Source organism: Pseudomonas sp. MS646 (assembly GCF_036693845.1).
GTDB lineage: Bacteria > Pseudomonadota > Gammaproteobacteria > Pseudomonadales > Pseudomonadaceae > Aquipseudomonas > Aquipseudomonas chlororaphis_E.
Genome location: NZ_CP144763.1, coordinates 879614 through 905504, shown reverse-complemented (window position 1 = coordinate 905504; position 25891 = coordinate 879614). Strand labels below are relative to the sequence as shown.

At 60.3% G+C, this 25891-nt stretch carries 23 protein-coding genes and 3 tRNA genes; 3 read left to right on the top strand and 23 right to left on the bottom strand.

Translation table 11 applies throughout. The features are described from left to right. Window positions 1-47: 47 nt before the first annotated feature. Complete coding sequence (gene nadC, locus V3H56_RS03860; RefSeq protein WP_047738356.1) at window positions 48-896, top strand: carboxylating nicotinate-nucleotide diphosphorylase; 849 nt, start codon at window positions 48-50, stop codon at window positions 894-896. Between the two features lie 75 nt (window positions 897-971). On the opposite strand, the gene V3H56_RS03855 is transcribed toward nadC, so the two are convergent. Then, window positions 972-1277: a DUF6388 family protein gene (locus V3H56_RS03855; protein WP_042728710.1), complete on the bottom strand. Its 306-nt coding sequence runs from the start codon at window positions 1275-1277 to the stop codon at window positions 972-974. Window positions 1278-1576: 299 nt separating this feature from the next. On the opposite strand from V3H56_RS03855, the gene V3H56_RS03850 reads away from it, so the two are divergent. Further along, window positions 1577-2122 (top strand): hypothetical protein, encoded by a 546-nt coding sequence (locus tag V3H56_RS03850; RefSeq protein ID WP_212803403.1) that lies wholly within the window; start codon window positions 1577-1579, stop codon window positions 2120-2122. 12 nt (window positions 2123-2134) lie between these two features. On the opposite strand, the gene V3H56_RS03845 is transcribed toward V3H56_RS03850, so the two are convergent. From V3H56_RS03845 to rlmE, 16 genes are all read right to left on the bottom strand, one after another. Beyond that, window positions 2135-2207 (bottom strand) — tRNA-Thr (locus V3H56_RS03845). A gap of 125 nt (window positions 2208-2332) precedes the next feature. Next, window positions 2333-4438: a polyribonucleotide nucleotidyltransferase gene (pnp, locus tag V3H56_RS03840; RefSeq protein WP_338474239.1), complete on the bottom strand. Its 2106-nt coding sequence runs from the start codon at window positions 4436-4438 to the stop codon at window positions 2333-2335. A gap of 175 nt (window positions 4439-4613) precedes the next feature. Beyond that, window positions 4614-4883, bottom strand: coding sequence for a 30S ribosomal protein S15 (rpsO, locus tag V3H56_RS03835; protein WP_039592311.1), 270 nt, complete (start codon window positions 4881-4883; stop codon window positions 4614-4616). Between the two features lie 142 nt (window positions 4884-5025). Beyond that, entirely contained in the window at window positions 5026-5943 is a 918-nt protein-coding gene (gene truB / locus V3H56_RS03830; protein WP_024779941.1) for a tRNA pseudouridine(55) synthase TruB, read from the bottom strand. A gap of 3 nt (window positions 5944-5946) precedes the next feature. After that, a complete protein-coding gene (rbfA, locus tag V3H56_RS03825; RefSeq protein ID WP_042728707.1) occupies window positions 5947-6342 on the bottom strand; it encodes a 30S ribosome-binding factor RbfA in 396 nt (131 codons plus the stop codon). Window positions 6343-6500: 158 nt separating this feature from the next. Next, a complete protein-coding gene (gene infB / locus V3H56_RS03820; RefSeq protein ID WP_042728706.1) occupies window positions 6501-9029 on the bottom strand; it encodes a translation initiation factor IF-2 in 2529 nt (842 codons plus the stop codon). 26 nt (window positions 9030-9055) lie between these two features. Further along, on the bottom strand, window positions 9056-10537 hold the full coding sequence (gene nusA / locus V3H56_RS03815; protein WP_042728705.1) for a transcription termination factor NusA: 1482 nt from the start codon (window positions 10535-10537) through the stop codon (window positions 9056-9058). Between the two features lie 59 nt (window positions 10538-10596). After that, the gene (gene rimP, locus V3H56_RS03810) at window positions 10597-11055 is read right to left on the bottom strand and encodes a ribosome maturation factor RimP (protein WP_042728716.1); all 459 of its coding nucleotides are present in this window, start codon (window positions 11053-11055) and stop codon (window positions 10597-10599) included. A gap of 140 nt (window positions 11056-11195) precedes the next feature. Beyond that, window positions 11196-11272, bottom strand: a tRNA-Met gene (locus tag V3H56_RS03805). Window positions 11273-11369: 97 nt separating this feature from the next. After that, window positions 11370-11455: transfer RNA gene (locus V3H56_RS03800), tRNA-Leu, on the bottom strand. A 21-nt stretch (window positions 11456-11476) separates the two neighbouring features. Continuing rightward, the gene (secG, locus tag V3H56_RS03795) at window positions 11477-11860 is read right to left on the bottom strand and encodes a preprotein translocase subunit SecG (RefSeq protein ID WP_080964337.1); all 384 of its coding nucleotides are present in this window, start codon (window positions 11858-11860) and stop codon (window positions 11477-11479) included. 4 nt (window positions 11861-11864) lie between these two features. Continuing rightward, window positions 11865-12620, bottom strand: a complete 756-nt coding sequence (gene tpiA, locus V3H56_RS03790; protein WP_042728703.1) for a triose-phosphate isomerase — start codon at window positions 12618-12620, stop codon at window positions 11865-11867. Window positions 12621-12686: 66 nt separating this feature from the next. Continuing rightward, a complete protein-coding gene (gene glmM, locus V3H56_RS03785) occupies window positions 12687-14024 on the bottom strand; it encodes a phosphoglucosamine mutase (RefSeq protein ID WP_042728702.1) in 1338 nt (445 codons plus the stop codon). A 16-nt stretch (window positions 14025-14040) separates the two neighbouring features. Further along, the gene (gene folP, locus V3H56_RS03780; protein ID WP_047738364.1) at window positions 14041-14892 is read right to left on the bottom strand and encodes a dihydropteroate synthase; all 852 of its coding nucleotides are present in this window, start codon (window positions 14890-14892) and stop codon (window positions 14041-14043) included. A gap of 8 nt (window positions 14893-14900) precedes the next feature. After that, a complete protein-coding gene (gene ftsH, locus V3H56_RS03775) occupies window positions 14901-16811 on the bottom strand; it encodes an ATP-dependent zinc metalloprotease FtsH (protein WP_047738366.1) in 1911 nt (636 codons plus the stop codon). Window positions 16812-17002: 191 nt separating this feature from the next. After that, on the bottom strand, window positions 17003-17653 hold the full coding sequence (gene rlmE, locus V3H56_RS03770) for a 23S rRNA (uridine(2552)-2'-O)-methyltransferase RlmE (RefSeq protein ID WP_039592319.1): 651 nt from the start codon (window positions 17651-17653) through the stop codon (window positions 17003-17005). A 107-nt stretch (window positions 17654-17760) separates the two neighbouring features. On the opposite strand from rlmE, the gene V3H56_RS03765 reads away from it, so the two are divergent. After that, window positions 17761-18069 (top strand): YhbY family RNA-binding protein, encoded by a 309-nt coding sequence (locus tag V3H56_RS03765; RefSeq protein ID WP_003177852.1) that lies wholly within the window; start codon window positions 17761-17763, stop codon window positions 18067-18069. Window positions 18070-18078: 9 nt separating this feature from the next. Here the strand turns inward: V3H56_RS03765 and V3H56_RS03760 are convergent, their stop codons facing one another. The 6 genes from V3H56_RS03760 to dnaJ all read right to left on the bottom strand — a co-directional run bounded on the left by V3H56_RS03760 (window position 18079) and on the right by dnaJ (window position 25650). Beyond that, window positions 18079-18483, bottom strand: a complete 405-nt coding sequence (locus tag V3H56_RS03760; protein WP_042728699.1) for a hypothetical protein — start codon at window positions 18481-18483, stop codon at window positions 18079-18081. A 28-nt stretch (window positions 18484-18511) separates the two neighbouring features. After that, window positions 18512-18988: a transcription elongation factor GreA gene (gene greA, locus V3H56_RS03755; RefSeq protein ID WP_042728715.1), complete on the bottom strand. Its 477-nt coding sequence runs from the start codon at window positions 18986-18988 to the stop codon at window positions 18512-18514. A gap of 2 nt (window positions 18989-18990) precedes the next feature. Beyond that, window positions 18991-22212, bottom strand: coding sequence for a carbamoyl-phosphate synthase large subunit (carB, locus tag V3H56_RS03750; RefSeq protein ID WP_042728698.1), 3222 nt, complete (start codon window positions 22210-22212; stop codon window positions 18991-18993). A gap of 105 nt (window positions 22213-22317) precedes the next feature. Next, window positions 22318-23454, bottom strand: a complete 1137-nt coding sequence (gene carA / locus V3H56_RS03745) for a glutamine-hydrolyzing carbamoyl-phosphate synthase small subunit (RefSeq protein ID WP_338474238.1) — start codon at window positions 23452-23454, stop codon at window positions 22318-22320. A gap of 255 nt (window positions 23455-23709) precedes the next feature. Further along, window positions 23710-24516 (bottom strand): 4-hydroxy-tetrahydrodipicolinate reductase, encoded by an 807-nt coding sequence (gene dapB, locus V3H56_RS03740; protein WP_042728696.1) that lies wholly within the window; start codon window positions 24514-24516, stop codon window positions 23710-23712. 9 nt (window positions 24517-24525) lie between these two features. Further along, window positions 24526-25650 (bottom strand): molecular chaperone DnaJ, encoded by a 1125-nt coding sequence (gene dnaJ, locus V3H56_RS03735; protein WP_042728695.1) that lies wholly within the window; start codon window positions 25648-25650, stop codon window positions 24526-24528. Between the last annotated feature and the right edge of the window lie 241 nt (window positions 25651-25891).

Sequence of the window (25891 nt, the reverse complement as noted above, 5' to 3'; positions counted from 1 at the left end):
TCATGGCCTGGCCCTATAATCGGACCACTTTGTTTGTGGAGCCTGTTATGCCGAATCTACGTCTCGCCGATCTGACCGTTGAAATCGAAGCCAATGTGCGCCGTGCGTTGCTCGAAGACATCGGCAGCGGCGACATCACCGCGCAACTGATCCCCGCCGAACGCCTGGCCAAGGCCACCATCATCACCCGCGACGCCGCCGTCATCAGCGGCACGGCCTGGGTCGATGCCGTGTTCCGGCAACTGGACCCGCGCGTCGCGGTGCATTGGCAGGTGCGCGACGGCGACCGGGTGAGCCCCGACCAAGCGCTGTTCCACCTCGAAGGCCCGGCGCGTTCGCTGCTGACCGGCGAGCGCAGCGCGCTGAACTTCCTGCAGATGCTCTCGGGCGTCGCCACGCGGGCCCGCTACCTGGCCGATTTTGTCGCCGACACCCAGGTCAAGCTGCTGGACACCCGCAAAACCCTGCCCGGGCTGCGCCTGGCGCAGAAGTACGCAGTCACCTGCGGCGGCTGCCACAACCACCGCATCGGCTTGTACGACGCCTTCCTGATCAAGGAAAACCACATCGCCGCCTGCGGCGGGATCGCACAGGCCATTGCGGCCGCCCACAAGATCGCCCCGGGCAAACCGGTGGAGGTCGAAGTGGAAAGCCTGGCGGAATTGAAGGAAGCGCTGGCGGCCAATGCCGACATCATCATGCTCGACGAACTGAGCCTGGACGACATGCGTGAAGCCGTGCGCCTGAACGGCGGCAAGGCGAAGCTGGAGGCCAGCGGCGGGATCAACGAAAGCACATTGCGCCCGATTGCCGAGACCGGGGTGGACTACATCTCGATCGGAGCGATGACCAAGGATGTGAAGGCTGTGGACCTGTCGATGCGGCTCAGTCTCTGAGCAGCTTCAAGCCGCAAGCTACAAGCTGCAAGCTGTTCCGTGCTTGGCTTGTAGCTTGTAGCTTGTAGCTTGTTGCTAAACGACTAGATTATTCATCTCGCAGTACTCATCCCACTCCACTCCCAACACCTCGGCCGCCTCCTTGTGCAATGCAAGGCGCTGCGCCTCGAATTCTTCAGGTGTGCTGGTGTACTTGAGCGTCAACTCCCAAGGTTGCAGCCCCTGGGCTTCGGCCTCGTCCTCGAACGCCCATTGGAGCTGGTCTTTCTGCTCGTCAGCGCTCAGGTTCTTGATTTCTTCCAGTAACTGAGGCGTGTCCAGGGCGTATTTGCGCAGTGCTTCTTCGTGTCTGGCTTCTTGCGTCAGTTCTTTAGCGGTCATGTCGTTCTCGTTGATCGGAGGAATGGAGGATGGATCTGGATCATCAAGGATCTCTCTGCCGCAGAAAACCGTTAGAAGCCCGGTTTACCTGGCCTTCAGAACCATTCGGGGATCATCTGAAAACTGCTGGGCGATCTTCGTGCCGGGACGAATATAGGACGTTTTGCCGACGATTTACACGGCTCTTTACATCTGCCCTACAAAACATAGGCCATAAACGCGGAGATAAGCTGGGAACAACCATCAGAATTTCCAGTCATAGCGATGTGCCATGTCGGCACCTCACAAGGAACCCAGTGATGCGCAGCTTTTGCATTTTGCCTTCATTTCACGTCGGCGTTGCCACCCTGTTGCTCGGCAATATGATCCTGGCAGGCACAGCCCAGGCAGCTGTCGAAACCGACTCTGGTTACACATTGCCCTCCGACACCATTCCAGCCCTGCGCAGCTCATTCAACAAGGACTTGCTCTTCAAGACCAATATCAGCGTCGGCGTTCTGGAAGAACTGCCAAAAAATGTAAAGGCCAACACCACTGAACTGGAGGAGCAGAAACGCACCCTCACCGAGCAAGCCCGCCAGATTGAAGAACTCAAGCGCAGCGGTGGCTCGAGCTCCAGTTCGAGCAACAAGGAAATCGAAGAACTCAAGCGTACCGTCAAGGAACAGGAGCAAGACCTGCGCGACCTTGGCAAGCAGGTGGAAGACCTCAAGCGCAACAGCGGTTCCAGTTCGAACTCGAACAGCAGTGAAATCTCGACGCTTAAACGGGAGTTGAGTGATCAGGATCGGGAAATGGACCAGCTCAAACGCACGGTCGAGGATCTGAGCAGGAAGGTGAAGTAGCGAGGGTAATCGTGCCCGAGACAGGAATCGAACCTGCGACCTTCGCGTTACGAGTGCGCTGCTCTACCGACTGAGCTACACGGGCGGTGGCTAAACCTAGCATCGTCCCCTGTAGCCAGGCAACCGGCGCCGGAAGATTTTTCGACCCACAGCAAAACGCCCCGAACCAGTCGGGGCGTTTGCTTGTTCAGCGGTCAGGCGTGGGGGTGATTAAACGCCCGATGCCTTGGCTGCTGCGACGTCCTTGATGGACAGCTTGATACGGCCGCGGTTGTCCACGTCCAGCACCAGCACTTCCACTTCCTGGCCTTCCTTGAGGATGTCGGTCACTTTCTCGACGCGAGCATCGCTCAGCATGGAGATGTGAACCAGACCGTCCTTGCCCGGCAGGATGTTGACGAAGGCGCCGAAGTCGACGATGCGCTCGACCTTGCCGACGTAGATCTTGCCGATCTCGGCTTCTGCGGTAATGCCCAGGACGCGCTGGCGAGCTGCTTCTGCCGCTTCCTTGGTTTCGCCGAAGATCTTGATCGAACCGTCGTCTTCGATGTCGATCGAAGCCTTGGTTTCTTCGCAGATCGCACGAATGGTCGCGCCGCCTTTACCGATAACATCACGGATTTTGTCGGTGTCGATCTTCATCGCGATCATGGTCGGAGCGTTTTCCGACAGCTCGGTACGGGACTGACCGATGATCTGGTTCATCTGACCGAGGATGTTCAGGCGAGCTTCCAGGGCCTGGCCCAGGGCGATCTCCATGATTTCTTCGGTGATGCCCTTGATCTTGATGTCCATCTGCAGTGCGGTGACGCCTTTGGCGGTACCGGCCACTTTGAAGTCCATGTCGCCCAGGTGGTCTTCGTCACCCAGGATGTCGGTCAGGACGGCAAACTTCTCGCCTTCTTTAACCAGACCCATGGCGATACCGGCAACCGGTGCCTTCATCGGCACACCGGCGTCCATCAGGGCCAGGGAAGCGCCGCAGACCGAAGCCATCGAGCTCGAACCGTTGGACTCGGTGATTTCCGATACCACGCGAATGGTGTACGGGAACACGTCGGCAGCCGGCAGCATGGCCTGGACCGAACGACGCGCCAGGCGACCGTGACCGATTTCGCGGCGACCGGCGCCACCCATGCGACCACACTCGCCGACCGAGAACGGTGGGAAGTTGTAGTGCAGCATGAACGGGTCTTTCTTTTCGCCTTCCAGGGTGTCCAGCAGTTGCGCGTCACGGGCGGTACCCAGTGTTGCAACGACCAGGGCCTGGGTTTCGCCACGGGTGAACAGCGCCGAACCGTGGGTCTTTGGCAGCACGCCGACTTCGATGTTCAGCGGACGTACGGTGCGGGTGTCGCGACCGTCGATACGCGGCTTGCCGTTGACGATGTTTTCGCGAACGGTGCGGTATTCGATCTCACCGAAAGCGGCTTTGACTTCAGCGGCGGACGGCTGGCCTTCTTCACCGGACAGCTTGGCGACGACCTGGTCCTTCAGCTCGCCCAGGCGCGCGTAGCGGTCAGCCTTGACGGTGATGGTGTAGGCCTGGGAGATCGCGTCGCCGAACTCGGCACGGATCGCGCGCAGCAGCTCGGTGGCTTCGGCTTGCGGAGCCCAGCTCCAGGTTGGCTTGGCGGCTTCGGCGGCCAGTTCCTTGACGGCGTTGATCACCACCTGGAACTCGTCGTGGGCGAACAGGACAGCGCCCAGCATCTGGTCTTCGGTCAGTTCCTTGGCTTCGGATTCAACCATCAGCACGGCTTCGGAAGTACCGGCAACGACCATGTCCAGGCTCGAGGCCTGCAGTTGCTCGTAGGTTGGGTTCAGCAGGTAGCCGGTGCTTTCGTGGAACGCTACGCGGGCAGCGCCGATCGGGCCATCGAAAGGAATGCCGGAGATGGCCAGGGCAGCCGAGGTACCTATCATCGCAGCGATGTCCGGATCGGTCTTCTTGCTGGTGGACACGACGGTGCAGACAACCTGCACTTCGTTCATGAAGCCTTCTGGGAACAGCGGACGGATCGGGCGGTCGATCAGTCGGGAAGTCAGGGTTTCTTTCTCGGAAGGACGGCCTTCGCGCTTGAAGAAACCGCCAGGGATCTTACCGGCAGCGTAAGTCTTTTCCTGGTAGTGGACAGACAGAGGGAAGAAGCCCTTGCCTGGATCGGCTTGCTTGGCACCGACAACGGTCACCAATACGCTGACGTCGTCGTCAACGGTGACCAGCACTGCGCCGGAGGCCTGACGGGCGATACGGCCAGTCTCGAGGGTAACGGTCGACTGACCGAACTGGAATTTCTTGATTACCGGGTTCACGGTGTCCTACCTTCTTTGTGGCTCTTGGGGAACTTGTCTTCTTGCGAAATTCTTGGGCAGCGCGGGGAATCGGCCCAACCACTGTCCAGATAAAACTTGAGGCTGGAAGCCTGCCCATTGCCGACGCAAGGCGCGGGCAACCGACAGACAACCAACCTCATAGCGCAATCGCTGATTAGCGACGCAGGCCCAGGCGGCCGATCAAGGTGCTGTAACGATTAACGTCTTTGCCCTTGAGGTAGTCCAGCAGCTTACGACGCTGGTTTACCATGCGGATCAGACCACGACGGGAGTGGTGGTCTTTACCGTTGGCCTTGAAGTGACCTTGCAGTTTGTTGATGTTGGCGGTCAGCAGTGCAACTTGCACTTCTGGCGAACCAGTATCACCAACAGCCTGCTGGTAGTCGGTCACGATCTGAGCTTTTTCTTCAACGCTGAGTGCCATGTGGCTTTCCTCTTGTGAGGTACCGTTTCCAGGGAAACCGTACCAACAGGCCAGGGACAAATCCCTGTATCTATAAATGAGTCGTGACCGTGCCTGTTAACAGCCACACTCGCCCGCCTGCTGTTACCCAGGCGGGTTCCGGTCATTCCGACCGAATCAATCGACGCGGCGCAATGCGCCCGTCTTCGCTCACTTCACCGATACCGATGAAGCGACCGTTGTGATCCTGTACCCGGACCATGCCGAACTTCGGCGCATCCGGGGCACGTACTGGCTGGCCGTTGAGCCAGTAGAACGCACTGTGTTCCGAGAACTGCAGCAGCGGCCAATCCAGCAGACCGCTGTCCGATGGCATCAGGAAGCGGTCGACCGCTTCGTTGCCGCCTTCGGCATGCACGGCCTCGAGCTCTTCCAGCGTGACCGTCTGGGCCAGCGTGAAAGGACCGGCCTGGGTCCGCCGCAGCTCTGCCACGTACGCACCACAGCCCAATTGCTCGCCAATATCCTCGACCAGCGTGCGGATATAGGTGCCTTTGCTGCAATCCACGGCCAGCCGCGCAGTATTACCGTCGAAGGCCAGCAATTCCAAGCGCGCAATAGTAACAGAACGCGGTTCGCGCTCCACTACTTCGCCTGCACGGGCCAGTTTGTACAACGGTTGCCCATCACGCTTCAAGGCGGAGTACATCGGCGGTATCTGACTGATTTGCCCACGAAAACCTGGCAGCACAGCTTCGATATCAGCCTGACCAACGGTCACTGGACGCTCGCGCAGAACCTCACCTTCGGCGTCCGCCGTGGTGGTGGTCTTGCCCAACTGCGCCAGGGTTTCATAACCCTTGTCGGAATCGAGCAGGTACTGGGAGAACTTGGTCGCCTCGCCAAAGCACAGCGGCAGCACGCCGGTGGCCAGTGGGTCGAGGCTGCCGGTGTGCCCGGCCTTCTCGGCGTTGAGCAACCAGCGAACCTTCTGCAGTGCCGCATTGGAGGTAAACCCCAGCGGCTTGTCGAGCAGGATGATGCCGCTGACGTTGCGGCGGATACGTTTGACCTGGGCCACCGATTACTCCTTGGAGTCTTCGGGTTCAGCCGCGTGCTGGCTGTCTTCAGCCACCGCGCGTTCGATCAGCGCCGACAGGTGCGCGCCCCGCACGACGCTTTCGTCGTAGTGGAAGTGCAACTGTGGAACGCTGCGCAGCTTCATTTCACGGGCCAACTGCATGCGCAGGAAACCAGCGGCGGAGTTGAGCACCTTGATGCTCTGGGCGATTTCCTCGGCACCGTCCTGGCCCATCACGGTAATGAAAATCTTCGCATGACCGACGTCACGGCTGACTTCCACTGCGGTAATGGTGACCAGGCCGACACGCGGGTCCTTGACTTCGCGGCGGATCAACTGGGCCAGCTCGCGCTGCATCTGATCGCCGATTCGTTGGGTACGGCTGTATTCTTTTGCCATGTCTTGTTACCTGTTACTGCCCTACGGGAAACCCGCAAGGTCTGAAAGCGGCAAACGCCCGGCCTGGCGAAAGCCGGACCGGGCGTTGCGTTTAGAGTCCGCCAGCGCGGCAGCGCATGTTCATGCGGCTGCCCGTTGCGGCTCTTGAAGTACGCGAGTCAGAGGCTGCGAGCAACCTGGACCTTCTCGAAGACTTCGATCTTGTCGCCGACCTTGACGTCGTTGTAGCTCTTGACGCCAATACCGCACTCCATGCCGGCACGGACTTCGGAAGCGTCATCCTTGAAGCGACGCAGCGATTCCAGCTCGCCTTCGAAGATCACGATGTCTTCACGCAGTACACGGATCGGACGGTTACGGTGAACGACACCCTCGATCACCATGCAACCGGCGATGGCACCAAACTTCGGCGAACGGAACACGTCGCGAACTTCGGCCACGCCCAGGATGTTCTCCCGCACGTCGCTGCCCAGCATACCGGTCAGGGCTTTCTTGACGTCTTCGATGATGTCGTAGATCACGTTGTAGTAACGCATATCCAGACCTTCCTGCTCGACGATCTTGCGCGCGCCGGCATCGGCACGCACGTTGAAGCCGAACAGTACCGCGTTGGAGGCCAGTGCCAGGTTGGCATCGGACTCGGTGATACCACCGACACCGCCGCCGACCACGCGCACTTGCACTTCGTCGTTGCCCAGGCCGTTGAGAGCGCCTTGCAAGGCTTCCAGGGAACCACGGACGTCGGATTTGAGGACGATGTTGAGCGTCTTCTTCTCTTCCTGGCCCATGTTCTCGAAGATGTTTTCCAGCTTGCCGGCATGTGCGCGAGCCAGTTTGACTTCGCGGAACTTGCCTTGACGGAACAGCGCGACTTCACGGGCCTTCTTCTCGTCAGCCACAACGCTCATCTCGTCGCCAGCGTCCGGGGTGCCGTCCAGGCCGAGGATCTCGACCGGGATAGCCGGACCGGCTTCCTTGATGGGCTTGCCGTTCTCGTCGAGCATGGCGCGCACGCGGCCATAGTTCGAGCCAACCAGCACCATGTCGCCCTGACGCAGCGTACCGTCCTGAACCAGGACCGTCGCCACCGGACCGCGGCCCTTGTCCAGGCGCGATTCAACTACCACACCACGGCCAGGGGCCGACGGAGTGGCGGTCAGTTCGAGCACTTCGGCCTGCAGCAATACCGCTTCGAGCAATTCGTCGACGCCGGTACCCATCTTCGCCGAAACCGGTACGAACGGGGTGTCGCCGCCCCACTCTTCGGAGGTCACGCCGTGAGCCGACAATTCGCTACGGATGCGATCCAGGTCAGCACCCGGCTTGTCGATCTTGTTCACCGCAACCACCAGCGGTACGCCAGCAGCCTGGGCATGCTGAACGGCTTCGATGGTTTGCGGCATCACGCCGTCGTCCGCCGCGACCACCAGGATCACGATGTCGGTCGCCTTGGCACCACGGGCACGCATTGCGGTAAACGCGGCGTGACCCGGGGTGTCGAGGAAGGTGACCATGCCGCGTTCGGTTTCAACGTGGTACGCACCGATGTGCTGGGTGATGCCGCCGGCTTCGCCCGCAGCTACCTTGGCACGACGGATGTAGTCGAGCAGCGAGGTCTTACCGTGGTCAACGTGACCCATGACAGTCACGACCGGCGCACGTGGAACCGCTTCACCTTCGAACTTCAGGGACTCGGCCAGGGAATCTTCCAGGGCGGTGTCGCTGACCAGGGTCACTTTGTGGCCCAGTTCTTCAGCAACCAGCTGGGCAGTTTCCTGGTCCAGTACCTGGTTGATGGTGGCCGGGGTACCCAGCTTGAACATGAACTTGATGATTTCAGCAGCCTTGACCGACATCTGCTGGGCCAGGTCGCCCACGGTGATGGTCTCGCCGATCTTCACTTCACGCACGACAGGGCCGGTCGGGCTCTGGAAACCGTGGGCGTTGCGTTTCTTCAGCTTGGCCTTGCCGCGACCGCCGCGACGGAAGCCATCGCTTTCTTCGTCGGTGGTACGTGGCGCAACACGAGGTGCCGGCGCCTTTTCCTTGACCGAGGCACGGTGAGGCGCGTTCTTGCGCTCGCCATCACCACCGCCACCGCCACGACGGTTGTCGTCGGCACGTGGTTTGTCGGGACGACGCTGTTCGTCGCGCTTGCGGGTATCGGCCGCAGGTGCTGGAGCAGGCGCAACGACCGGCGCGCTTTCACGCACAGGTTCGGCCGCCGGGGCAGGTGCCGCAACGGCTTCGACCGGCTCCGGTTGCGCAGCAGCAGGCTGGCGACGCGCTTCTTCTTCGGCGCGACGCTTGGCTTCTTCTTCAGCCTTCTGGCGGGCAGCATTTTCTACTGCGCGACGTTCTTCCAGCTCGCGCTTGCGCTCGGCTTCGATTTCTTCCGGGCTACGCTGTACGAAGACTTTCTTCTTGCGTACTTCGACACTGATGCTTTTGCTACCGGCAACACGCAGGGTGCTGGTGGTCTTACGCTGCAGAGTGATCTTGCGTGGTTCTTCCACTTTAGCCTTGTGACTGCTCTTCAAGTGAGTCAGCAGGGATTGCTTCTCACTGTCGGTCACATGTTCCTCGGCGGCGGTGTGCGGCAGACCTGCCTCACGCATCTGCTGCAACAGGCGCTCTACCGGTGTTTTGACCTCATCGGCCAGTTGTTTCACCGTGACTTGCGTCATGCACTTCTCTCCTCAGGCCGCGCCTATTACTCGAACCAGTGGGCTCGGGCGGCCATGATCAACTTGCCGGCACGATCATCGTCAATGCCGTCGATGTCGAGCAGGTCGTCAATAGACTGCTCGGCCAGGTCTTCGCGGGTAATTACGCCGCGCACCGCCAGTTCCATCGCCAAATCCTTGTCCATGCCCTCAAGCGAGAGCAGGTCTTCGGCCGGATGGGCGTCTGCCAGCTTTTCCTCAGTAGCGATGGCTTTGGTCAACAAGCGATCCTTGGCCCGAGCGCGAAGCTCGTTGACGATTTCCTCGTCAAAGCCGTCGATGTTGAGCATCTCCTCCACCGGTACGTAGGCAATCTCTTCCAGGCTGGTAAAGCCTTCATCCACCAGCACCTGTGCCAGCTCTTCATCGACTTCAAGCTCTTCGATGAAGTTGCGCAGGATGTCGCCGGTTTCAGCTTGCTGCTTAGCCTGGATGTCCGATTCGGTCATCACGTTCAGGGTCCAGCCAGTCAACTGGCTCGCCAGACGCACGTTCTGACCGCCGCGACCAATGGCCTGAGCCAGATTGTCTGCGCCAACGGCGATGTCCATGGCATGGGCATCTTCGTCGACGATAATTGCCGCCACTTCAGCAGGCGACATGGCATTGATCACGAACTGAGCCGGGTTATCGTCCCACAGGACGATGTCCACACGCTCGCCGCCCAACTCGCCGGATACGGCCTGGACACGCGAACCGCGCATGCCGATGCAGGCGCCTTGCGGGTCGATGCGCTTGTCCTTGGAGCGGACCGCGATCTTGGCGCGCGAACCCGGATCACGGGAGGCGGCCATGACTTCGATCAGGCCTTCGGCAATTTCCGGCACTTCGATGCGGAACAACTCGATCAGCATTTCCGGCGCTGTACGCGACAGGATCAGCTGCGGGCCGCGGTTCTCGGTGCGGATTTCCTTGAGCAGCGCACGCAGGCGCACGCCGACACGGAAAGTTTCGCGGGAAATGATGTCTTCACGGGCCAGCAACGCTTCGGCGTTGTTGCCCAGGTCGACGATCACGTTGTCGCGGGTAACTTTTTTCACGGTGCCGGAGATGATTTCCCCGAGGCGCTCGCGGTAAGCGTCGACCACCTGTGCACGCTCGGCCTCGCGAACCTTCTGCACGATGACCTGCTTGGCGGTCTGTGCAGCAATGCGGCCGAACTCGATGGACTCGATCTTCTCTTCGACGACATCACCGACCTTGGCGCCCGGATGCGTTTGCGCAACCTTGCTCGGCCAGGTTTCGATAGCGGGATCGTCCAGGTCGGCTTCCTCGACGACCGTCCAGCGACGGAATGTCTCGTAGGCACCCGTGTGGCGATTGATCTCCACACGCAAATCAACTTCGTCTTCAAACCGCTTCTTGGTAGCAGTGGCCAGGGCCAGCTCCAGCGCTTCAAAAATCACGTTAGCCGGTACGCCCTTTTCATTGGATACCGACTCAACAACCAGCAGTACTTCTTTGCTCATCGTACGCCTCGCCTTTCGCAAGCCATTGGATCCGCGGGATCCGCAGTATCTGGCACGTATCAGTCAAAACTGGGAATAATGTTGGCCTTGTCGATCATATCGATCGGCAACAGGAACTCATGGTCATCTACCTGCACCACGACATCCTGTTCTTCTATACCGCGCAGAAGGCCTTGGAAGTTGCGTCGACCTTCGAAAGGCGAACGCAGCCTGATCTTCACTTGTTCACCGGCAAACGAAGCAAACTGTTCAAGGGTGAACAGCGGGCGTTCCATGCCAGGCGAGGAAACTTCAAGGGTATATTCGGAGGCGATTGGATCTTCAACATCCAGTACACCGCTGATCTGACGGCTGACGATGGCGCAATCGTCCACCAACACGCCGCCTTCCTTATCGATATAAACGCGCAACAGTGAGTGGCGACCTTGAGCCGAAAACTCAATACCCCAGCATTCATAGCCAAGGGCCACGACCACCGGGGCCAACAAGGCCTGCAACTGTTCTAGCTTGCTCGACACCTGAACCCCCTCGTGCATGTTTGTGCATGCTGTGCAAATAAAAAAAAATGGGCGAATCGCCCATCCCTGAAACGCCGTCAAGCAACGGCGCTATAAAGTGTCCAGCTAACAAAAAGCCCCTTGGAAGGGGCCTCTGAAACTGGTTGCGGGAGCCGGATTTGAACCGACGACCTTCGGGTTATGAGCCCGACGAGCTACCAGACTGCTCCATCCCGCGACAAAGCTGGGGCGGAAGTATACGACCGATCCATTACAGGGTCAATGTAACCCTTCCACCGACAAGAAAGCCCGCAATTGCGGGCTCTCCTGATAATTGGTACCGAGAAGGGGACTCGAACCCCTACACCCTATGGGCACAACCACCTCAAGGTTGCGTGTCTACCAATTCCACCACCTCGGCAATACAGCGTTTGAAACCTTCTTACTTCTGCTCTTGAGCTGGAGGCACGTCAGTCGCCGGATTGGCCGACTTTTGCTCTTGAAGCACCGGGACATCATCAGAAGCCGGTTGTTGCTTAGGTGTCTCCAGTACCGCTGGGTTTGGCAAACCTACTTGAGTCAGCTCATGAGCTTTCTCTTTAGCAAAGTAACCTAACCCCAAGCTGGTCATGAAGAAACCGGCGGCAAGTATAGCAGTAAACTTACTAAGAAAGGTAGAGGAACCTTGGCTTCCGAACACAGTATTTGAAGCACCTGCACCGAAAGACGCGCCAGCATCCGCACCTTTACCCTGCTGCAGCAATACGAGGGCTACTACACCCAGTGCACCCAGCAGATGAAAAACGACTACGACTGTTTCCAGCATTTTTTCAGTTTCCCGCGGCGCGACAGATCGCACCGAACTCATCTGCATTCAGGGACGCTCCACCAATGAGCCCCCCATCGATATCCGGCATGCCGAACAGTTCGACCGCATTGGCCGCCTTCACGCTGCCGCCGTATAGAAGTCGCGCACCTCGCGCCACTTCAGAATTCTCTGCCGCCAACTGCGCGCGGATGGCTGCGTGCACATCCTGCGCCTGTTGCGGCGAAGCCGTCAGCCCGGTACCAATGGCCCAGACTGGCTCGTAAGCGATGACTGCCTTTGCAAAAGCGCCGACACCCAGGTCTTCGATGATGCTGCCCAGCTGACGCCCGACAACTTCAAGGGTCTTGCCGGCTTCACGCTGCTCGAGGGTTTCCCCTACACACAACACCGGAGTCAGACCACACGCCTGGGCCGCTGCAAACTTGCGAATCAGGGTCTTATCCTGCTCGCCCATGATCAGGCGACGCTCGGAGTGTCCGACCAGGACCAGGGTACAACCTGCATCCACCAGCTGACTCGGCGCAACCTCACCGGTCAACGCACCTTGCATGGATTCCACCGCAGAGTTCTGCGCGCCGACCGAAATCGACTTGCCTTTCAAGCCATCAATCACTTGATTGATATACAAGCAAGGCGGGAATACCGCGACGTCAACACCGCTTGGCAAGGCCAGATGACGAAGGCCATTGATCAGCTCAGCGACGCTGGCGCGGGTACCGTGCATCTTCCAGTTACCAGCTACCATAGGGCGACGCATGCTGTACCTCGTCGGTCAAAGTGGGCGCAGATGTTACCCAACCGATTCATGACTGGCAAGCCGAATTCAGGCAGAAACTTCAGTAACCAGTTTTGCCAGCTCTTCGGCATAGCCTCGAACCTGTGCTTCGTCCTCGCCCTCGACCATGACACGCACCAAAGGCTCTGTACCGGACTTGCGCAGCAACACCCGCCCACGCCCCGCCATCGCCTGTGTCACGCGCTCGCTGGCCTGCTTGACCGTCGCGTGCTCGATCGGATTGGCGCCACCACCGAAACGCACGTTGATCAGCACCTGCGGACACTTGCGTAACGCCTGGCGCGACTGTGCGAGCCCTTCATCCCGCGCCTTGAGTGCCATCAGCACCTGCAAGGCCGCGATGATCGCATCACCGGTGGTGGTGTGATCGAAGCACACGATGTGCCCGGAATTCTCGCCACCGATCACCCAGTTGCGTTCCAGCAGCTCCGAGATCACATAACGATCGCCCACGTTGGCCCGCACGAACGGGATATCCAGGTCCGCCAGCGCCAGTTCGAGGCCGAGATTGCTCATCAATGTACCGACGACGCCGCCCTGCAGCTTGCCGCGCCCGTGCAGGTCGCGGGCGATGATGAACAACAACTCGTCACCATCGACCACCGTACCGGTGTGATCGACCATCAGTACCCGGTCACCATCGCCGTCGAAGGCGATACCGAGATCAGCCTGCTCGGCCAGCACCGCAGCCTGCAACGCCTCGGTATGGGTGGAACCACAGTTGTGGTTGATGTTCAGCCCATTGGGCTGGGCGGAAAGCACCACCACTTCAGCACCCAACTCTCGGAATACACTCGGCGCGACTTTATAGGTGGCCCCGTGAGCGCAGTCGACGACGATTTTCAGGCCGGCAAAACTGGTGCCGGTCGGCACACTGCCTTTACAGAATTCGATGTAGCGACCCGATGCGTCGTTAATCCGCGACACCTTACCGATCTTGCTCGACTCAACCACCGTCATCGGTGTGTCCAACAGTTCTTCGATCATCAGCTCGATGTCATCCGGCAACTTGGTGCCCTGGCCGGAGAAGAACTTGATGCCGTTATCGTCATGCGGGTTGTGCGAAGCACTGATCACGATCCCGGCCTGCGCCTGGAACGTACGCGTCAGGTAGGCGATGGCTGGCGTCGGCATCGGCCCCAGCAGCATCACATCGGCACCCGCCGAGGTCAGGCCAGCTTCGAGCGCCGATTCGAACATGTAGCCGGAAATACGCGTGTCCTTGCCAACCAACACCTTGCAGGCGCCCATCTTGCGGAACGCCATGCCGGCAGCCCAGCCGAGCTTGAGCATGAAATCCGGAGTAATCGGATATTCGCCGACCCGACCACGAATACCGTCGGTGCCAAAATATTTTTTGCTCATAAGTGCTCCGTCATTCTTATTCGGCTGAATCCACAGCTGCGATCATCCGTACAACATCCATCGTTTCGGCCACGTCATGGACGCGCAATATGCGCGCGCCCTTGGTCAGGGCCAAGGCAGCCAGTGCAAGACCGCCATACAGGCGCTCTCCCACCGGACGCCCCAATGCATTGCCTATCATGCTCTTTCGCGAAACCCCAACCAACAGGGGCCGCCCGAGCGCGTGCAATGCCTGCATATGCTTGAACAGGCTCAGATTGTGATCCAGTGTCTTGGCAAAGCCAAACCCGGGATCAAGGATGATTTTCTCGGCAGGGATGCCCACGGCGGCGCATTGGCTCATGCGCTGGGCCAGGAACTCACTCACCTCGCGGGCCACATCATCATAATGCGGGTCGTTCTGCATGGTGCCGGGCTCGCCGAGCATATGCATCAGGCAAACCGGCAGGCCGGTGGCCGCCGCCGCATCCAGGGCGCCATCGCGCTGCAGCGACCGCACATCGTTGATCAGGCCAGCGCCCAACCGCGCCGTCTCACGCATGACCGCCGGCGTGGACGTATCGACCGAGATAATGACATCGAGCTCACGGTGGATGCGCTCGACAATCGGCGCCACTCGCTCCAGCTCCTCGGTAGGCGAGACAGCCCGCGCACCCGGCCGGGTCGATTCGCCGCCCACATCGATCAGCGTGGCGCCCGCAAGCACCATTGCCTCGGAATGGCGCAACGCAGCATCGAGCTGGCTGAATCGCCCACCATCGGAAAAGGAATCAGGGGTGACATTGAGGATGCCCATGACATGCGCCTGGGCCAAATCAAGAACCCGGTTGCCGCAAGGCAACCGGGTCGAGGACTGAACAGAAGTCATTTCACGCCTTATACATCAGCAGCCGGACCGCCAATCGGTGTTTCCGGACGCTCGCCCTGGACCGCCGGCGGCGTACCGGAAGTACCGGTGCCTCCCGACCAGTCTCGTGGCTCACGAGGCACGCGCCCCGCCATGATGTCATCGATCTGCTCGGCATCGATGGTTTCGTACTTCATCAGTGCATCGGCCATGGCGTCGAGCTTGTCACGGTTGTCCGTGAGAATCTGCTTGGCGGTGCCGTAGCACTGATCGATGATGCTGCGCACTTCGGAGTCGATCAGCTTGGCCGTCTCGCCGGAAAAGCTTGCATGCTGGCCACTGCCACCACGGCCGAGGAACACTTCGCCCTCTTCTTCAGCGTACATCAGCGGCCCCAGCTTCTCGGAAAGCCCCCACTTGGTCACCATGTTCCGGGCAATCTGGCTGGCACGCATGATGTCGTTGGAGGCGCCAGTGGTCACACCGTCAAAACCCAATGTCATCTCTTCGGCGATACGACCGCCGTACAGCGAACAGATCTGGCTGATCAGCGCCCGCTTGGACAGGCTGTAACGATCTTCTTCCGGCAGGAACATGGTCACGCCCAGGGCACGACCACGGGGAATGATCGAGACCTTGTAGACCGGGTCATGCTCGGGCACCACACGACCGACGATGGCGTGACCCGCCTCGTGGTAGGCCGTGTTCTGCTTTTCCTTCTCGGACATGACCATGGATTTGCGCTCTGCGCCCATCATGATCTTGTCCTTGGCCAGTTCGAATTCCTTCATTTCCACCAGGCGCTTGCCGGAACGAGCGGCAAACAGCGAGGCCTCGTTGACCAGGTTGGCCAGGTCGGCACCGGAGAAGCCAGGCGTACCACGGGCGATGACGGCCGGAGCGACATCGTCACCCATCGGCACCTTGCGCATATGGACCTTGAGAATCTGCTCACGACCACGAATGTCCGGCAACCCCACCACGACCTGACGGTCGAAGCGACCTGGACGCAACAGCGCAGGGTCCAGCACGTCGGGACGGTTGGTGGCGGCAATCACGATGATGCCATCGTTCATTTCGAAACCGTCCATCTCCACCAGCAACTGGTTGAGGGTCTGTTCGCGCTCGTCGTGACCGCCGCCCATGCCGGCGCCACGATGGCGACCGACCGCGTCGATTTCGTCGATGAAGATGATGCACGGCGCATGCTTCTTGGCCTGCTCGAACATGTCACGGACACGGCTTGCACCGACACCCACGAACATTTCCACGAAGTCGGAACCGGAAATCGTGAAGAACGGCACCTTGGCCTCGCCGGCAATCGCCTTGGCGAGCAGGGTCTTACCGGTACCTGGCGGGCCCACCATCAGCACGCCACGCGGGATACGGCCGCCCAGGCGTTGGAACTTGCCCGGGTCGCGCAGGAATTCGACCAGCTCGCCAACCTCTTCCTTGGCTTCATCGCAACCGGCGACGTCGGCCAGGGTGGTTTTCACCTGGTCTTCGGACAGCAGCCGGGCCTTGCTCTTGCCGAAGCTCATCGGCCCGCCCTTGCCACCGCCACCACCCTGCATCTGGCGCATGAAGAACATGAACACGGCGATGATCACCAGGATCGGGAAGCTGGCGACCAGCAGCTGGGTCCAGATGCTTTGCTGTTCAGGCTGCTTGCCTTCGACCACGACATGGTTGTCCACCAGGTCGCCGATCAGGCCATTGTCCTGGATCGCCGGACGAATGGTCTTGAAGCTGTCGCCGTCGGTGCGCTTGCCGGTAATCACATAGCCATCAACGGCTACGCGCTCGACCTTGCCATCCTTGACCTGCTGGATGAAGTCGGAATAGTTGAGGGTCTGCGGCTCGTTAGGGCTGGAGAAGTTGTTCATCACGGTCACAAGGACAGCGGCGATGATCAACCACAGGATCAGATTCTTTGCCATATCGTTCAATTAACTACCCTCTGAAGCAAGCTCCGCTACTGGCGCGCGCTTCGCATGATATTCACCGGCCTAACTTACTACATTACCTACGACTCTGGCAGGCGCCGTCTGTAACCCTTTGTGAAACTTTGACCGCATCATTTTCGTTACGCGGCGTTTTCAACGCGAGACAAAAAAATCTATCGCCCCAGTCAGAGACGCTCATCGCTGGCAGCGCCTTCGATACCGCGAAACCCCCGCGCCAGCAGGTACTGCTCGCGCGAACGGTCACGGGACGACAATGGTTTGCGCATTTGCACCTTGTCGAACAACTTGCGTATGCCCTTGTGGTATTCATCGAAGCCTTCACCCTGGAAGACCTTGATCAAAAAATCACCACCCGGACGCAGAACCCGCCCGGCAAGATCCAGGGCCAGCTCGCTGAGGAACATTGCACGAGGCATGTCGACAGCCGCCAATCCACTCATATTGGGGGCCATATCGGAAATCACAAGGTCAACCTCGGTATTTCCGACGGCCTCCAGGATTTTTGCCAATACGGCGTCTTCGGTAAAATCGCCCTGAATGAAGGTCACGTCAGGGATGCCGTCCATTTCCAGGATGTCGGAGGCGATCAACCGCCCCTGGCCACCAATCAGACGACTGGTCACCTGGGACCAGCCGCCCGGCGCCGCGCCGAGGTCGATCACGGTCATGCCGGGACGGATCAGGCGATCCTTTTCCTGGATCTCCAGCAATTTATAGCTGGCACGAGAGCGATAGCCGTCCTTTTGCGCCATTTTGACGTACGGATCGTTGAAATGCTCTTTGAGCCAGTTCTGGCTAGTCTTGGAACGGGCCACGGGCCACCTCTAAAAATAAAACGGGTCGTGATTAAGTGGGCGGTCCCGGACTCGCTCGGGTAAACTGGCCGCCGCTTTTTTACAAGATCAGACGCAGGGGTCAGATTATGCCGCTCACTCAAGAGCAGAAGAAACAATACAAATCCATTGGCCACCATCTGAAACCGGTTTTGACTGTGGCTGACAACGGTTTGACTGAAGGTGTACTCGCCGAGCTGGAACGCGCACTGGGTGATCATGAGCTGATCAAGATCAAGCTCAATATCCTCGACCGCGAAGCCCGCCTGGCTGCCGTTGCTGAACTGTGCAAGACCGGCAAGGCCGACCTGGTGCAGGTCATCGGCAAGATGGCACTGATTTATCGCAAGAACTTCAGCGTCAACAAGCAACTGTCGAACGTTCACCGCTTCAAGTGATGCCAAGGCTCAAGGGTGTGCTTCGCGCACCCTGCCGCTCCACCCGGGAACCGGTTGCAGCACCAGCACCAAACCGGAAAACCCCAGCACCAGGTAACTGAAGACCTGCCACTGGCTTGCATCCGGCCAGCCAAGCCGCACGGCAAAGAACATCCCGCACGCGTACAAGGCCATGAGCAGCAATTGCCCACGAATGTCGCGCCATAGGCTGGCAAGGCCCTCGGCCTGAACCAGCACCAAAGCCTGAACCGTCACGCACACTGCACAAAAACCCACCAGCAGTGCCGTCAGCATACTCGCGATTTCATCGATGAGCAGCGGTGCCAGGCCGATTCGGCCCAGCACCGGCAGCAAACCGATGTGCAACAACCACACGCCGCCCACCCACAACATCTGGGCAAGCTGCCAGATCATGGCGCCGGCACGTAGCGGGCGCCTTCGCTCAGACGTGACGGACTTCGACAATCTCATACTCGATGACACCGCCAGGTGTCTTCACCGCCACCACATCGCCCTCTTCCTTGGCAATCAAGGCGCGGGCAATAGGCGAACCGACAGAGATCTTGCCGAGTTTGATGTCAGCCTCATCCTCACCCACGATCTGGTAGGTAACGCTTTCATCCGTCTCGACGTTGGCGATTTCCACGGTGGTGCCGAAGATCACCTTGCCGGTGTGAGGAATGGTCGTGACGTCGATGATCACCGCATTTTGCAGGCGACCCTCGATATCGCGAACCCGCGCCTCGACCATGCCCTGCTCTTCACGGGCGGCATGGTACTCGGCGTTTTCCTTCAGATCCCCCAGCTCACGCGCTTCACCAATGGCCTGACTCAAGCGCGGGCGCTCGACCTTGGTCAGGTGAGCGTGTTCTTCTTCCAGGGCCTTGGCGCCCTGAACGGTCATCGGGTACTTGGTTATGCTCATGCCTTCAATCCTGCATGTAGATCCTGCAAGCGGCGCACGGTCTTCTCGGGACCGAACTTGAGCGCTTCGCAGATCGCTTCGCCCGCAGCAATGGTCGTGGTGCAGTAGATCTTGTGCTGCAGGGCGTTGCGACGAATGGAGTAGGAATCGGCGATCGACTGGCGACCCTCGGTGGTGTTGATGATCAGCGTGACTTCGTCATTCTTGATCATGTCGACCACGTGCGGACGGCCCTCGGTCACCTTGTTCACGCGGCGCACTTTCAGGCCTGCCGCCTCGATCAGCTTGGCAGTACCGGCAGTGGCGACCACTTCGAAGCCCAAGTTGATCAGATCACGGGCCACGCCTGCAACCAGTGGCTTGTCGTCATCACGCACGCTGATGAACGCCGTACCACCGGTCGGCAGCACTTCGCTGGCGCCCATCTGGGCCTTGGCGAAGGCTTCGCCGAAGGTGTCACCGACGCCCATCACTTCACCGGTGGATTTCATTTCCGGGCCGAGGATCGGGTCGACACCTGGGAACTTGGCGAACGGGAACACCGCCTCTTTCACGCTGTAGAAATTCGGGATGATTTCCTTGGTGAAGCCCAGTTCCTTCAGGGTTTTGCCAGCCATGACGCGCGCGGCGATCATGGCCAGGGAAACACCGATGCACTTGGAGACGAACGGCACGGTACGCGAAGCGCGCGGGTTGACCTCGATGACGTAGATGTCTTCGCCCTGAAGCGCCAACTGCACGTTCATCAAGCCGACAACACCCAGTTCCAGGGCCATTTTCTTGACCTGCTCGCGCATCTCGTCCTGGATGTGGGCCGGCAGCGAGTAAGGCGGCAGCGAGCACGCGGAGTCACCGGAGTGAACACCGGCCTGCTCGATGTGCTGCATGATCGCGCCAATCACCACGTCCTTGCCGTCGCAGACCGCATCCACGTCCATTTCGATGGCGCAGTTGAGGAAGTGGTCCAGCAGCACCGGGCTATCGTTGGACACCTGGACCGCTTCGCGCAGGTAGCGCTTGAGTTCTTCTTCCTGGTAGACGATTTCCATCGCACGGCCGCCCAATACGTAGGACGGACGCACCACCAGCGGGTAGCCGATCTTGGCGGCGGCACGAATCGCTTCGTCTTCGCTGCGCACGGTGGCGTTTGGCGGCTGGCGCAGGTTCAGGCGCTCGACCATCTGCTGGAAGCGCTCACGGTCTTCGGCGCGGTCGATCGCGTCCGGGCTGGTGCCGATGATCGGTACGCCGGCGGCTTCCAGGGCACGCGCCAGTTTCAGCGGGGTCTGGCCGCCGTACTGGACGATGACGCCCTTGGGCTTCTCGACGCGGACGATTTCCAGCACGTCTTCCAGGGTCACTGGCTCGAAGTACAGGCGGTCGGAGGTGTCGTAGTCGGTGGAGACGGTTTCCGGGTTGCAGTTGACCATGATGGTCTCGTACCCGTCATCGCGCAGGGCCAGTGCAGCGTGCACGCAGCAGTAGTCGAACTCGATGCCCTGGCCGATCCGGTTAGGGCCACCGCCCAGGATCATGATCTTGTCGCGGGTCGAAGGCGCGGCTTCGCACTCTTCTTCGTACGTGGAGTACAGGTACGCGGTATCGGTGGCGAACTCGGCCGCGCAGGTGTCGACGCGCTTGTAGACCGGGAAAACTTCCAGCTTGTGGCGATGGGCGCGCAGGCTCTTCTCGGTCACGCCGAGCAGCTTGGCCAGGCGCTGGTCCGAGAAGCCCTTGCGCTTGAGGCGGAACATCATGTCGCGGTCGATGCTGGACATGCCCAGGGTCTTGACCTTTTCTTCGTCCTTGATCAGGTCTTCGATCTGCACCAGGAACCAAGGGTCGATCATGTTCATGCCGAAGATCTGCTCGACGGTCATGCCGGCACGGAAGGCATCGGCCACGTACCAGATGCGCTCGGCGCCTGGCACGGTCAGCTCGCGCTTGAGCTCGCTCATGCTGTCCGGATGGCTCAGGTCCAGCTTCGGATCGAGGCCGCAGACACCGACTTCCAGGCCGCGAAGGGCTTTCTGCAGGGACTCCTGGAAGGTCCGGCCAATCGCCATGACTTCACCGACCGACTTCATCTGGGTGGTCAGGCGGGCATCGGCCTTGGCGAACTTCTCGAAGGCAAAGCGCGGCAGCTTGGTGACGACGTAGTCGATGGACGGCTCGAAGGACGCCGGGGTCTTGCCGCCGGTGATGTCGTTCGACAGTTCGTCGAGGGTGTAGCCCACGGCCAGCTTGGCCGCGACCTTGGCGATCGGGAAACCCGTGGCTTTCGAGGCCAGGGCCGACGAGCGGGATACCCGCGGGTTCATTTCGATGACCACCATGCGACCGGTGTCCGGGCAGATACCGAACTGGACGTTGGAGCCGCCGGTTTCCACGCCGATCTCACGCAGCACCGCCAGGGAGGCGTTACGCAGGATCTGGTATTCCTTGTCCGTCAGGGTCTGGGCCGGCGCGACGGTGATCGAGTCACCGGTGTGCACGCCCATCGGGTCGAAGTTCTCGATGGAGCAGACGATGATGCAGTTGTCCTTTTTGTCGCGGACCACTTCCATCTCGTACTCTTTCCAGCCGATCAGCGATTCGTCGATCAGCAGTTCCTTGGTCGGCGACAAGTCCAGGCCACGGGCGCAGATTTCTTCGAACTCTTCGCGGTTGTAGGCGATACCGCCACCGGTGCCGCCCATGGTGAAGGACGGACGGATGATGCAAGGGAAGCCGAGCTTCTCGAGGACCGCGTTGGCCTCTTCCATGCTGTGGGCGATGCCCGAGCGAGGGCACTCCAGGCCGATGGCCTTCATTGCCTTGTCGAAGCGCGAACGGTCTTCGGCCTTGTCAATGGTGTCGGCGTTGGCACCGATCATTTCCACACCGAATTTTTCCAGGACGCCTTCGCGCTCCAGGTCCAGGGCGCAGTTCAGCGCGGTCTGGCCACCCATGGTCGGCAATAGGGCGTCAGGACGCTCTTTCTCGATGATCTTGGCGACGGTCTGCCATTTGATCGGCTCGATGTAGGTGGCGTCGGCCATGGCCGGGTCGGTCATGATGGTGGCCGGGTTGGAGTTCACCAGGATGACGCGGTAGCCCTCTTCGCGCAGGGCCTTGCAGGCCTGGGCGCCGGAGTAGTCGAACTCGCAGGCCTGGCCGATCACGATCGGGCCAGCGCCGAGAATCAGGATGCTTTTTATGTCTGTACGTTTTGGCATGGGTTTGTCACTCAAATCCGCAGGTCAGTCGGCTAGGCCGTCGAACAATCTTTGAAGCGCCCAAGGGGGCCGCCGCGCTCGGGGCCGCCCTCAGGCTTCGCGCGGTCAGCGTCGCTTGGCCATCTCGTTGATGAAGCGATCGAACAGCGGAGCCACGTCGTTCGGGCCCGGGCTCGCTTCAGGGTGGCCCTGGAAGCTGAACGCGCTCTTGTCGGTACGCTCGATGCCTTGCAGCGTGCCGTCGAACAGCGACTTGTGAATCGCCCGCACGTTGGCCGGCAGGGTCGCTTCGTCCACGGCGAAACCGTGGTTCTGGCTGGTGATCATGACGACACCGGTATCCAGGTCCTGCACCGGGTGGTTGGCACCGTGGTGGCCATGACCCATCTTAACGGTCTTGGCGCCCGAGGCGAGGGCCAGCAGTTGATGGCCCAGGCAGATGCCGAATACCGGGATTTCGGTTTCCAGCACTTGCCGGATCGCCTGGATCGCGTAGTCGCAAGGCTCGGGGTCGCCCGGGCCGTTGGACAGGAACACGCCGTCGGGCTTGAGGGCCAGGATGTCGGCGGCCGGGGTTTGTGCCGGCACCACGGTCACGCGGCAACCGCGCTCGACCAGCATGCGCAGGATGTTCAGCTTGACGCCGTAGTCGTAGGCCACCACGTGATACGGCAGCTCGGACGCTTCGATCGTTGGGTGGCTGTCGGTCTTCAGGCTCCAGACCGAGGAACGCCACTCGTACTGCGTTTTGGTGCTGACGACTTTCGCCAGGTCCATGCCCTTGAGGCCCGGGAACCCTTGGGCGGCAGCGATGGCGGCTTCTTCGGAGATATTGTCGCCGGCCATGATGCAGCCGTTTTGCGCGCCCTTCTCCCGCAGGATACGGGTCAGACGGCGAGTGTCGATACCGGCGATCGCCACGACGTTGTTGGCTTTCAGGTAATCGGACAGGGACATCGTGTTACGCCAGTTGCTCGCTACCAGCGGCAGGTCACGGATGACCAGGCCGGCGGACCAGACACGATCGGACTCGGCATCTTCCGGCGTGGTACCGGTGTTGCCGATGTGCGGGTAAGTCAGGGTAACGATTTGCTGGGCGTAGGAAGGATCGGTAAGAATTTCCTGATAGCCGGTCATTGCGGTGTTAAACACCACCTCACCAACGGTCTGACCGTCGGCTCCAATGGCTTCGCCGCGAAAAATGCTGCCATCAGCAAGGGCGAGTATGGCTGGCTTAGTCAAGAAGACCTCCCGTAAATAAAGCCTGAAAGGGCGATCGCAGGTTGTAAAAAAGCGGAGTGACGTATGGACACGTCACCCCGCTTCTTCACTGAATTATTCTGCGCGCTTTTAGTGGACACACTAAAGCTGTAGCTTACAGAAAAAGGCTTTTTTGGTCCACCGCTAATGAGCCTTAAAGGCAGGGGAATGCGACAGGCCGTCGCGAAGCGGTGCAAAACGGGGCTCAGTATAACGTGAACCCCGCTTTCTTTGGCATCAACGCAGGTCGAGAACGTCCTGCATATCGTACAAACCAGGCTCGCGGCCATCCAGCCACAGTGCGGCACGTACGGCGCCCTTGGCAAAGGTCATCCGGCTCGAAGCCTTGTGGGTGATTTCCAGGCGCTCGCCCTCGGTGGCGAACAGCACCGTGTGATCACCCACCACATCGCCACCGCGCACCGTGGCAAAACCGATGGTGTCGCGCTGGCGAGCGCCGGTATGCCCCTCGCGTCCGTACACGGCCACCTGTTGCAGGTCGCGCCCCAGCGCATCAGCAATCACCTCACCCATGCGCAAGGCCGTTCCCGAAGGCGCGTCGATCTTGTGCCGGTGATGCGCCTCGATGATTTCGATATCCGCATCGTCACCCAGGACCCGGGCTGCCATGTCCAGCAGCTTGAGCGACAGGTTCACGCCCACGCTGAAGTTCGCCGCGAACACGATCGCAATGTCCTTGCCCGCCTCGGCCAGCAACTGCTTTTGCGCAGCGTCCAGCCCGGTGGTGCCGATCACCATGGCCTTGCCGTGCTTACGGCAGATGGCCAGGTTCTTCAGCATCACGTCTGGCAGCGTGAAGTCGATCAGCACATCGAACTCGTCGAGCACCTTTTCCAGGCCGCCAGACATCGGCACGCCAATGCGCCCAAGCGAAGCCAACTCACCCGCGTCCGCGCCCACCAGCGTGCTGTCGGGCCGCACGATGGCCGCCGTCAGGCCGGAGAGCGGCGAGCGCTGCTGCACCGCTTCGACCAACGCCTTGCCCATGCGCCCCGCAGCGCCCATCACAGCTATACGTCGCATGCGACCTCCTTACAGATCGCCGAAGAAGCGCTTCACGCCTTCGAACCAACCGGTGGTTTTCGGGGAGTGGCTGTTGTCACCCTCCAGCGAACTGCGGAACTCCTCCAGCAACTCACGCTGGCGCCGACTCAGGTTGACCGGCGTCTCCACCGCGACGCGGCACATCAGGTCGCCAGCGCCACCGCCGCGCACGGGCGCAACACCTTTGCCGCGGATCCGGAATTGCTTGCCGGTTTGCGTACCCTCGGGAATCTTCAACTTGACGCGACCGTCGAGGGTCGGGATCTCGAGCTCGCCACCCAAGGCCGCATCGACGAAGCTGATAGGCACTTCGCAGAACAGATGCTTGCCGTCGCGCTGGAAGATCGCGTGCTCGCGCACATTGATCACCACGTACAGGTCGCCGGTCGGGCCGCCCTGGGCACCCGCCTCGCCTTCGCCGGACAGACGAATGCGGTCACCGGTATCGACACCGGCCGGCACCTTGACCGACAGCGTCTTGTACTCTTCGACACGCCCTTCGCCGTGGCAGGAGTCGCACGGATCGGAAATGATCTTGCCCTGGCCATGGCAGCGCGGGCAGGTCTGCTGCACCGAGAAGAAGCCCTGTTGCATGCGAACCTGGCCGATGCCACCGCAGGTCGGGCACGTGACGGGCGAGGAACCCTTCTTGGCACCCGAGCCGTCGCACGGCTTGCAATTGACCAGCGTCGGCACGCGGATGTTGACGGTGGTACCGCGCACCGCTTCTTCCAGGTTCAGCTCCAGGGTGTAGCGCAGATCGCTGCCACGCTGGGCGCCGCCACGGGCACCGCCGCGACCGCCACCAAAGAAGTCACTGAACACGTCACCGAAAATGTCGGAGAAGTTCTGGCCGCCAAACCCGGCACCGCCGCCCCCCATGCTCGGGTCGACACCAGCATGACCATACTGGTCGTAGGCCGCGCGCTTGCTGGAGTCGGACAGGACTTCGTAAGCCTCGTTGGCTTCCTTGAACAGTTCCTCGGACGCCTTGTCATCGGGATTACGATCCGGGTGGTGCTTCATCGCCAGACGACGATAGGCCTTTTTCAGCTCTGCCTCGCTGGCCCCCCGCTCAACACCCAATACTTCGTAATAGTCACGCTTTGCCATTAGTCTTTGCACTCTTATAGGACGTTCGGCAAACCTCTCCTGAACCTTGCCAAACTCGTTGAGCCCTCCCCGCAAAGGCCCAGGCCCAACCACGTCGATTCAACGATCCTGGTCTCAGGCTCTGCATGAAAAGCGCCTGCGCAACCCTTCATGCAAACCCACATCTTTCAGCCAGGGAACCGGCCAAAACGCGGTGTCACTTGCCCGGAAAGCAGGAGCATTCCCGTTCACACCGCCAGCG

Excerpts from the sequence above, each read along its gene's own strand:
- nadC (WP_047738356.1), top strand. The coding sequence starts at position 48 with ATGCCGAATCTACGTCTCGCCGATCTGACCGTTGAAATCGAAGCCAAT.
- V3H56_RS03855 (WP_042728710.1), bottom strand. The coding sequence starts at position 1,277 with ATGACCGCTAAAGAACTGACGCAAGAAGCCAGACACGAAGAAGCACTG.
- V3H56_RS03850 (WP_212803403.1), top strand. The coding sequence starts at position 1,577 with ATGCGCAGCTTTTGCATTTTGCCTTCATTTCACGTCGGCGTTGCCACC.
- rpsO (WP_039592311.1), bottom strand. The coding sequence starts at position 4,883 with ATGGCACTCAGCGTTGAAGAAAAAGCTCAGATCGTGACCGACTACCAG.
- rbfA (WP_042728707.1), bottom strand. The coding sequence starts at position 6,342 with ATGGCAAAAGAATACAGCCGTACCCAACGAATCGGCGATCAGATGCAG.
- infB (WP_042728706.1), bottom strand. The coding sequence starts at position 9,029 with ATGACGCAAGTCACGGTGAAACAACTGGCCGATGAGGTCAAAACACCG.
- nusA (WP_042728705.1), bottom strand. The coding sequence starts at position 10,537 with ATGAGCAAAGAAGTACTGCTGGTTGTTGAGTCGGTATCCAATGAAAAG.
- secG (WP_080964337.1), bottom strand. The coding sequence starts at position 11,860 with ATGCTGGAAACAGTCGTAGTCGTTTTTCATCTGCTGGGTGCACTGGGT.
- tpiA (WP_042728703.1), bottom strand. The coding sequence starts at position 12,620 with ATGCGTCGCCCTATGGTAGCTGGTAACTGGAAGATGCACGGTACCCGC.
- glmM (WP_042728702.1), bottom strand. The coding sequence starts at position 14,024 with ATGAGCAAAAAATATTTTGGCACCGACGGTATTCGTGGTCGGGTCGGC.
- folP (WP_047738364.1), bottom strand. The coding sequence starts at position 14,892 with ATGACTTCTGTTCAGTCCTCGACCCGGTTGCCTTGCGGCAACCGGGTT.
- ftsH (WP_047738366.1), bottom strand. The coding sequence starts at position 16,811 with ATGGCAAAGAATCTGATCCTGTGGTTGATCATCGCCGCTGTCCTTGTG.
- V3H56_RS03765 (WP_003177852.1), top strand. The coding sequence starts at position 17,761 with ATGCCGCTCACTCAAGAGCAGAAGAAACAATACAAATCCATTGGCCAC.
- V3H56_RS03760 (WP_042728699.1), bottom strand. The coding sequence starts at position 18,483 with ATGATCTGGCAGCTTGCCCAGATGTTGTGGGTGGGCGGCGTGTGGTTG.
- carB (WP_042728698.1), bottom strand. The coding sequence starts at position 22,212 with ATGCCAAAACGTACAGACATAAAAAGCATCCTGATTCTCGGCGCTGGC.
- dapB (WP_042728696.1), bottom strand. The coding sequence starts at position 24,516 with ATGCGACGTATAGCTGTGATGGGCGCTGCGGGGCGCATGGGCAAGGCG.
- dnaJ (WP_042728695.1), bottom strand. The coding sequence starts at position 25,650 with ATGGCAAAGCGTGACTATTACGAAGTATTGGGTGTTGAGCGGGGGGCC.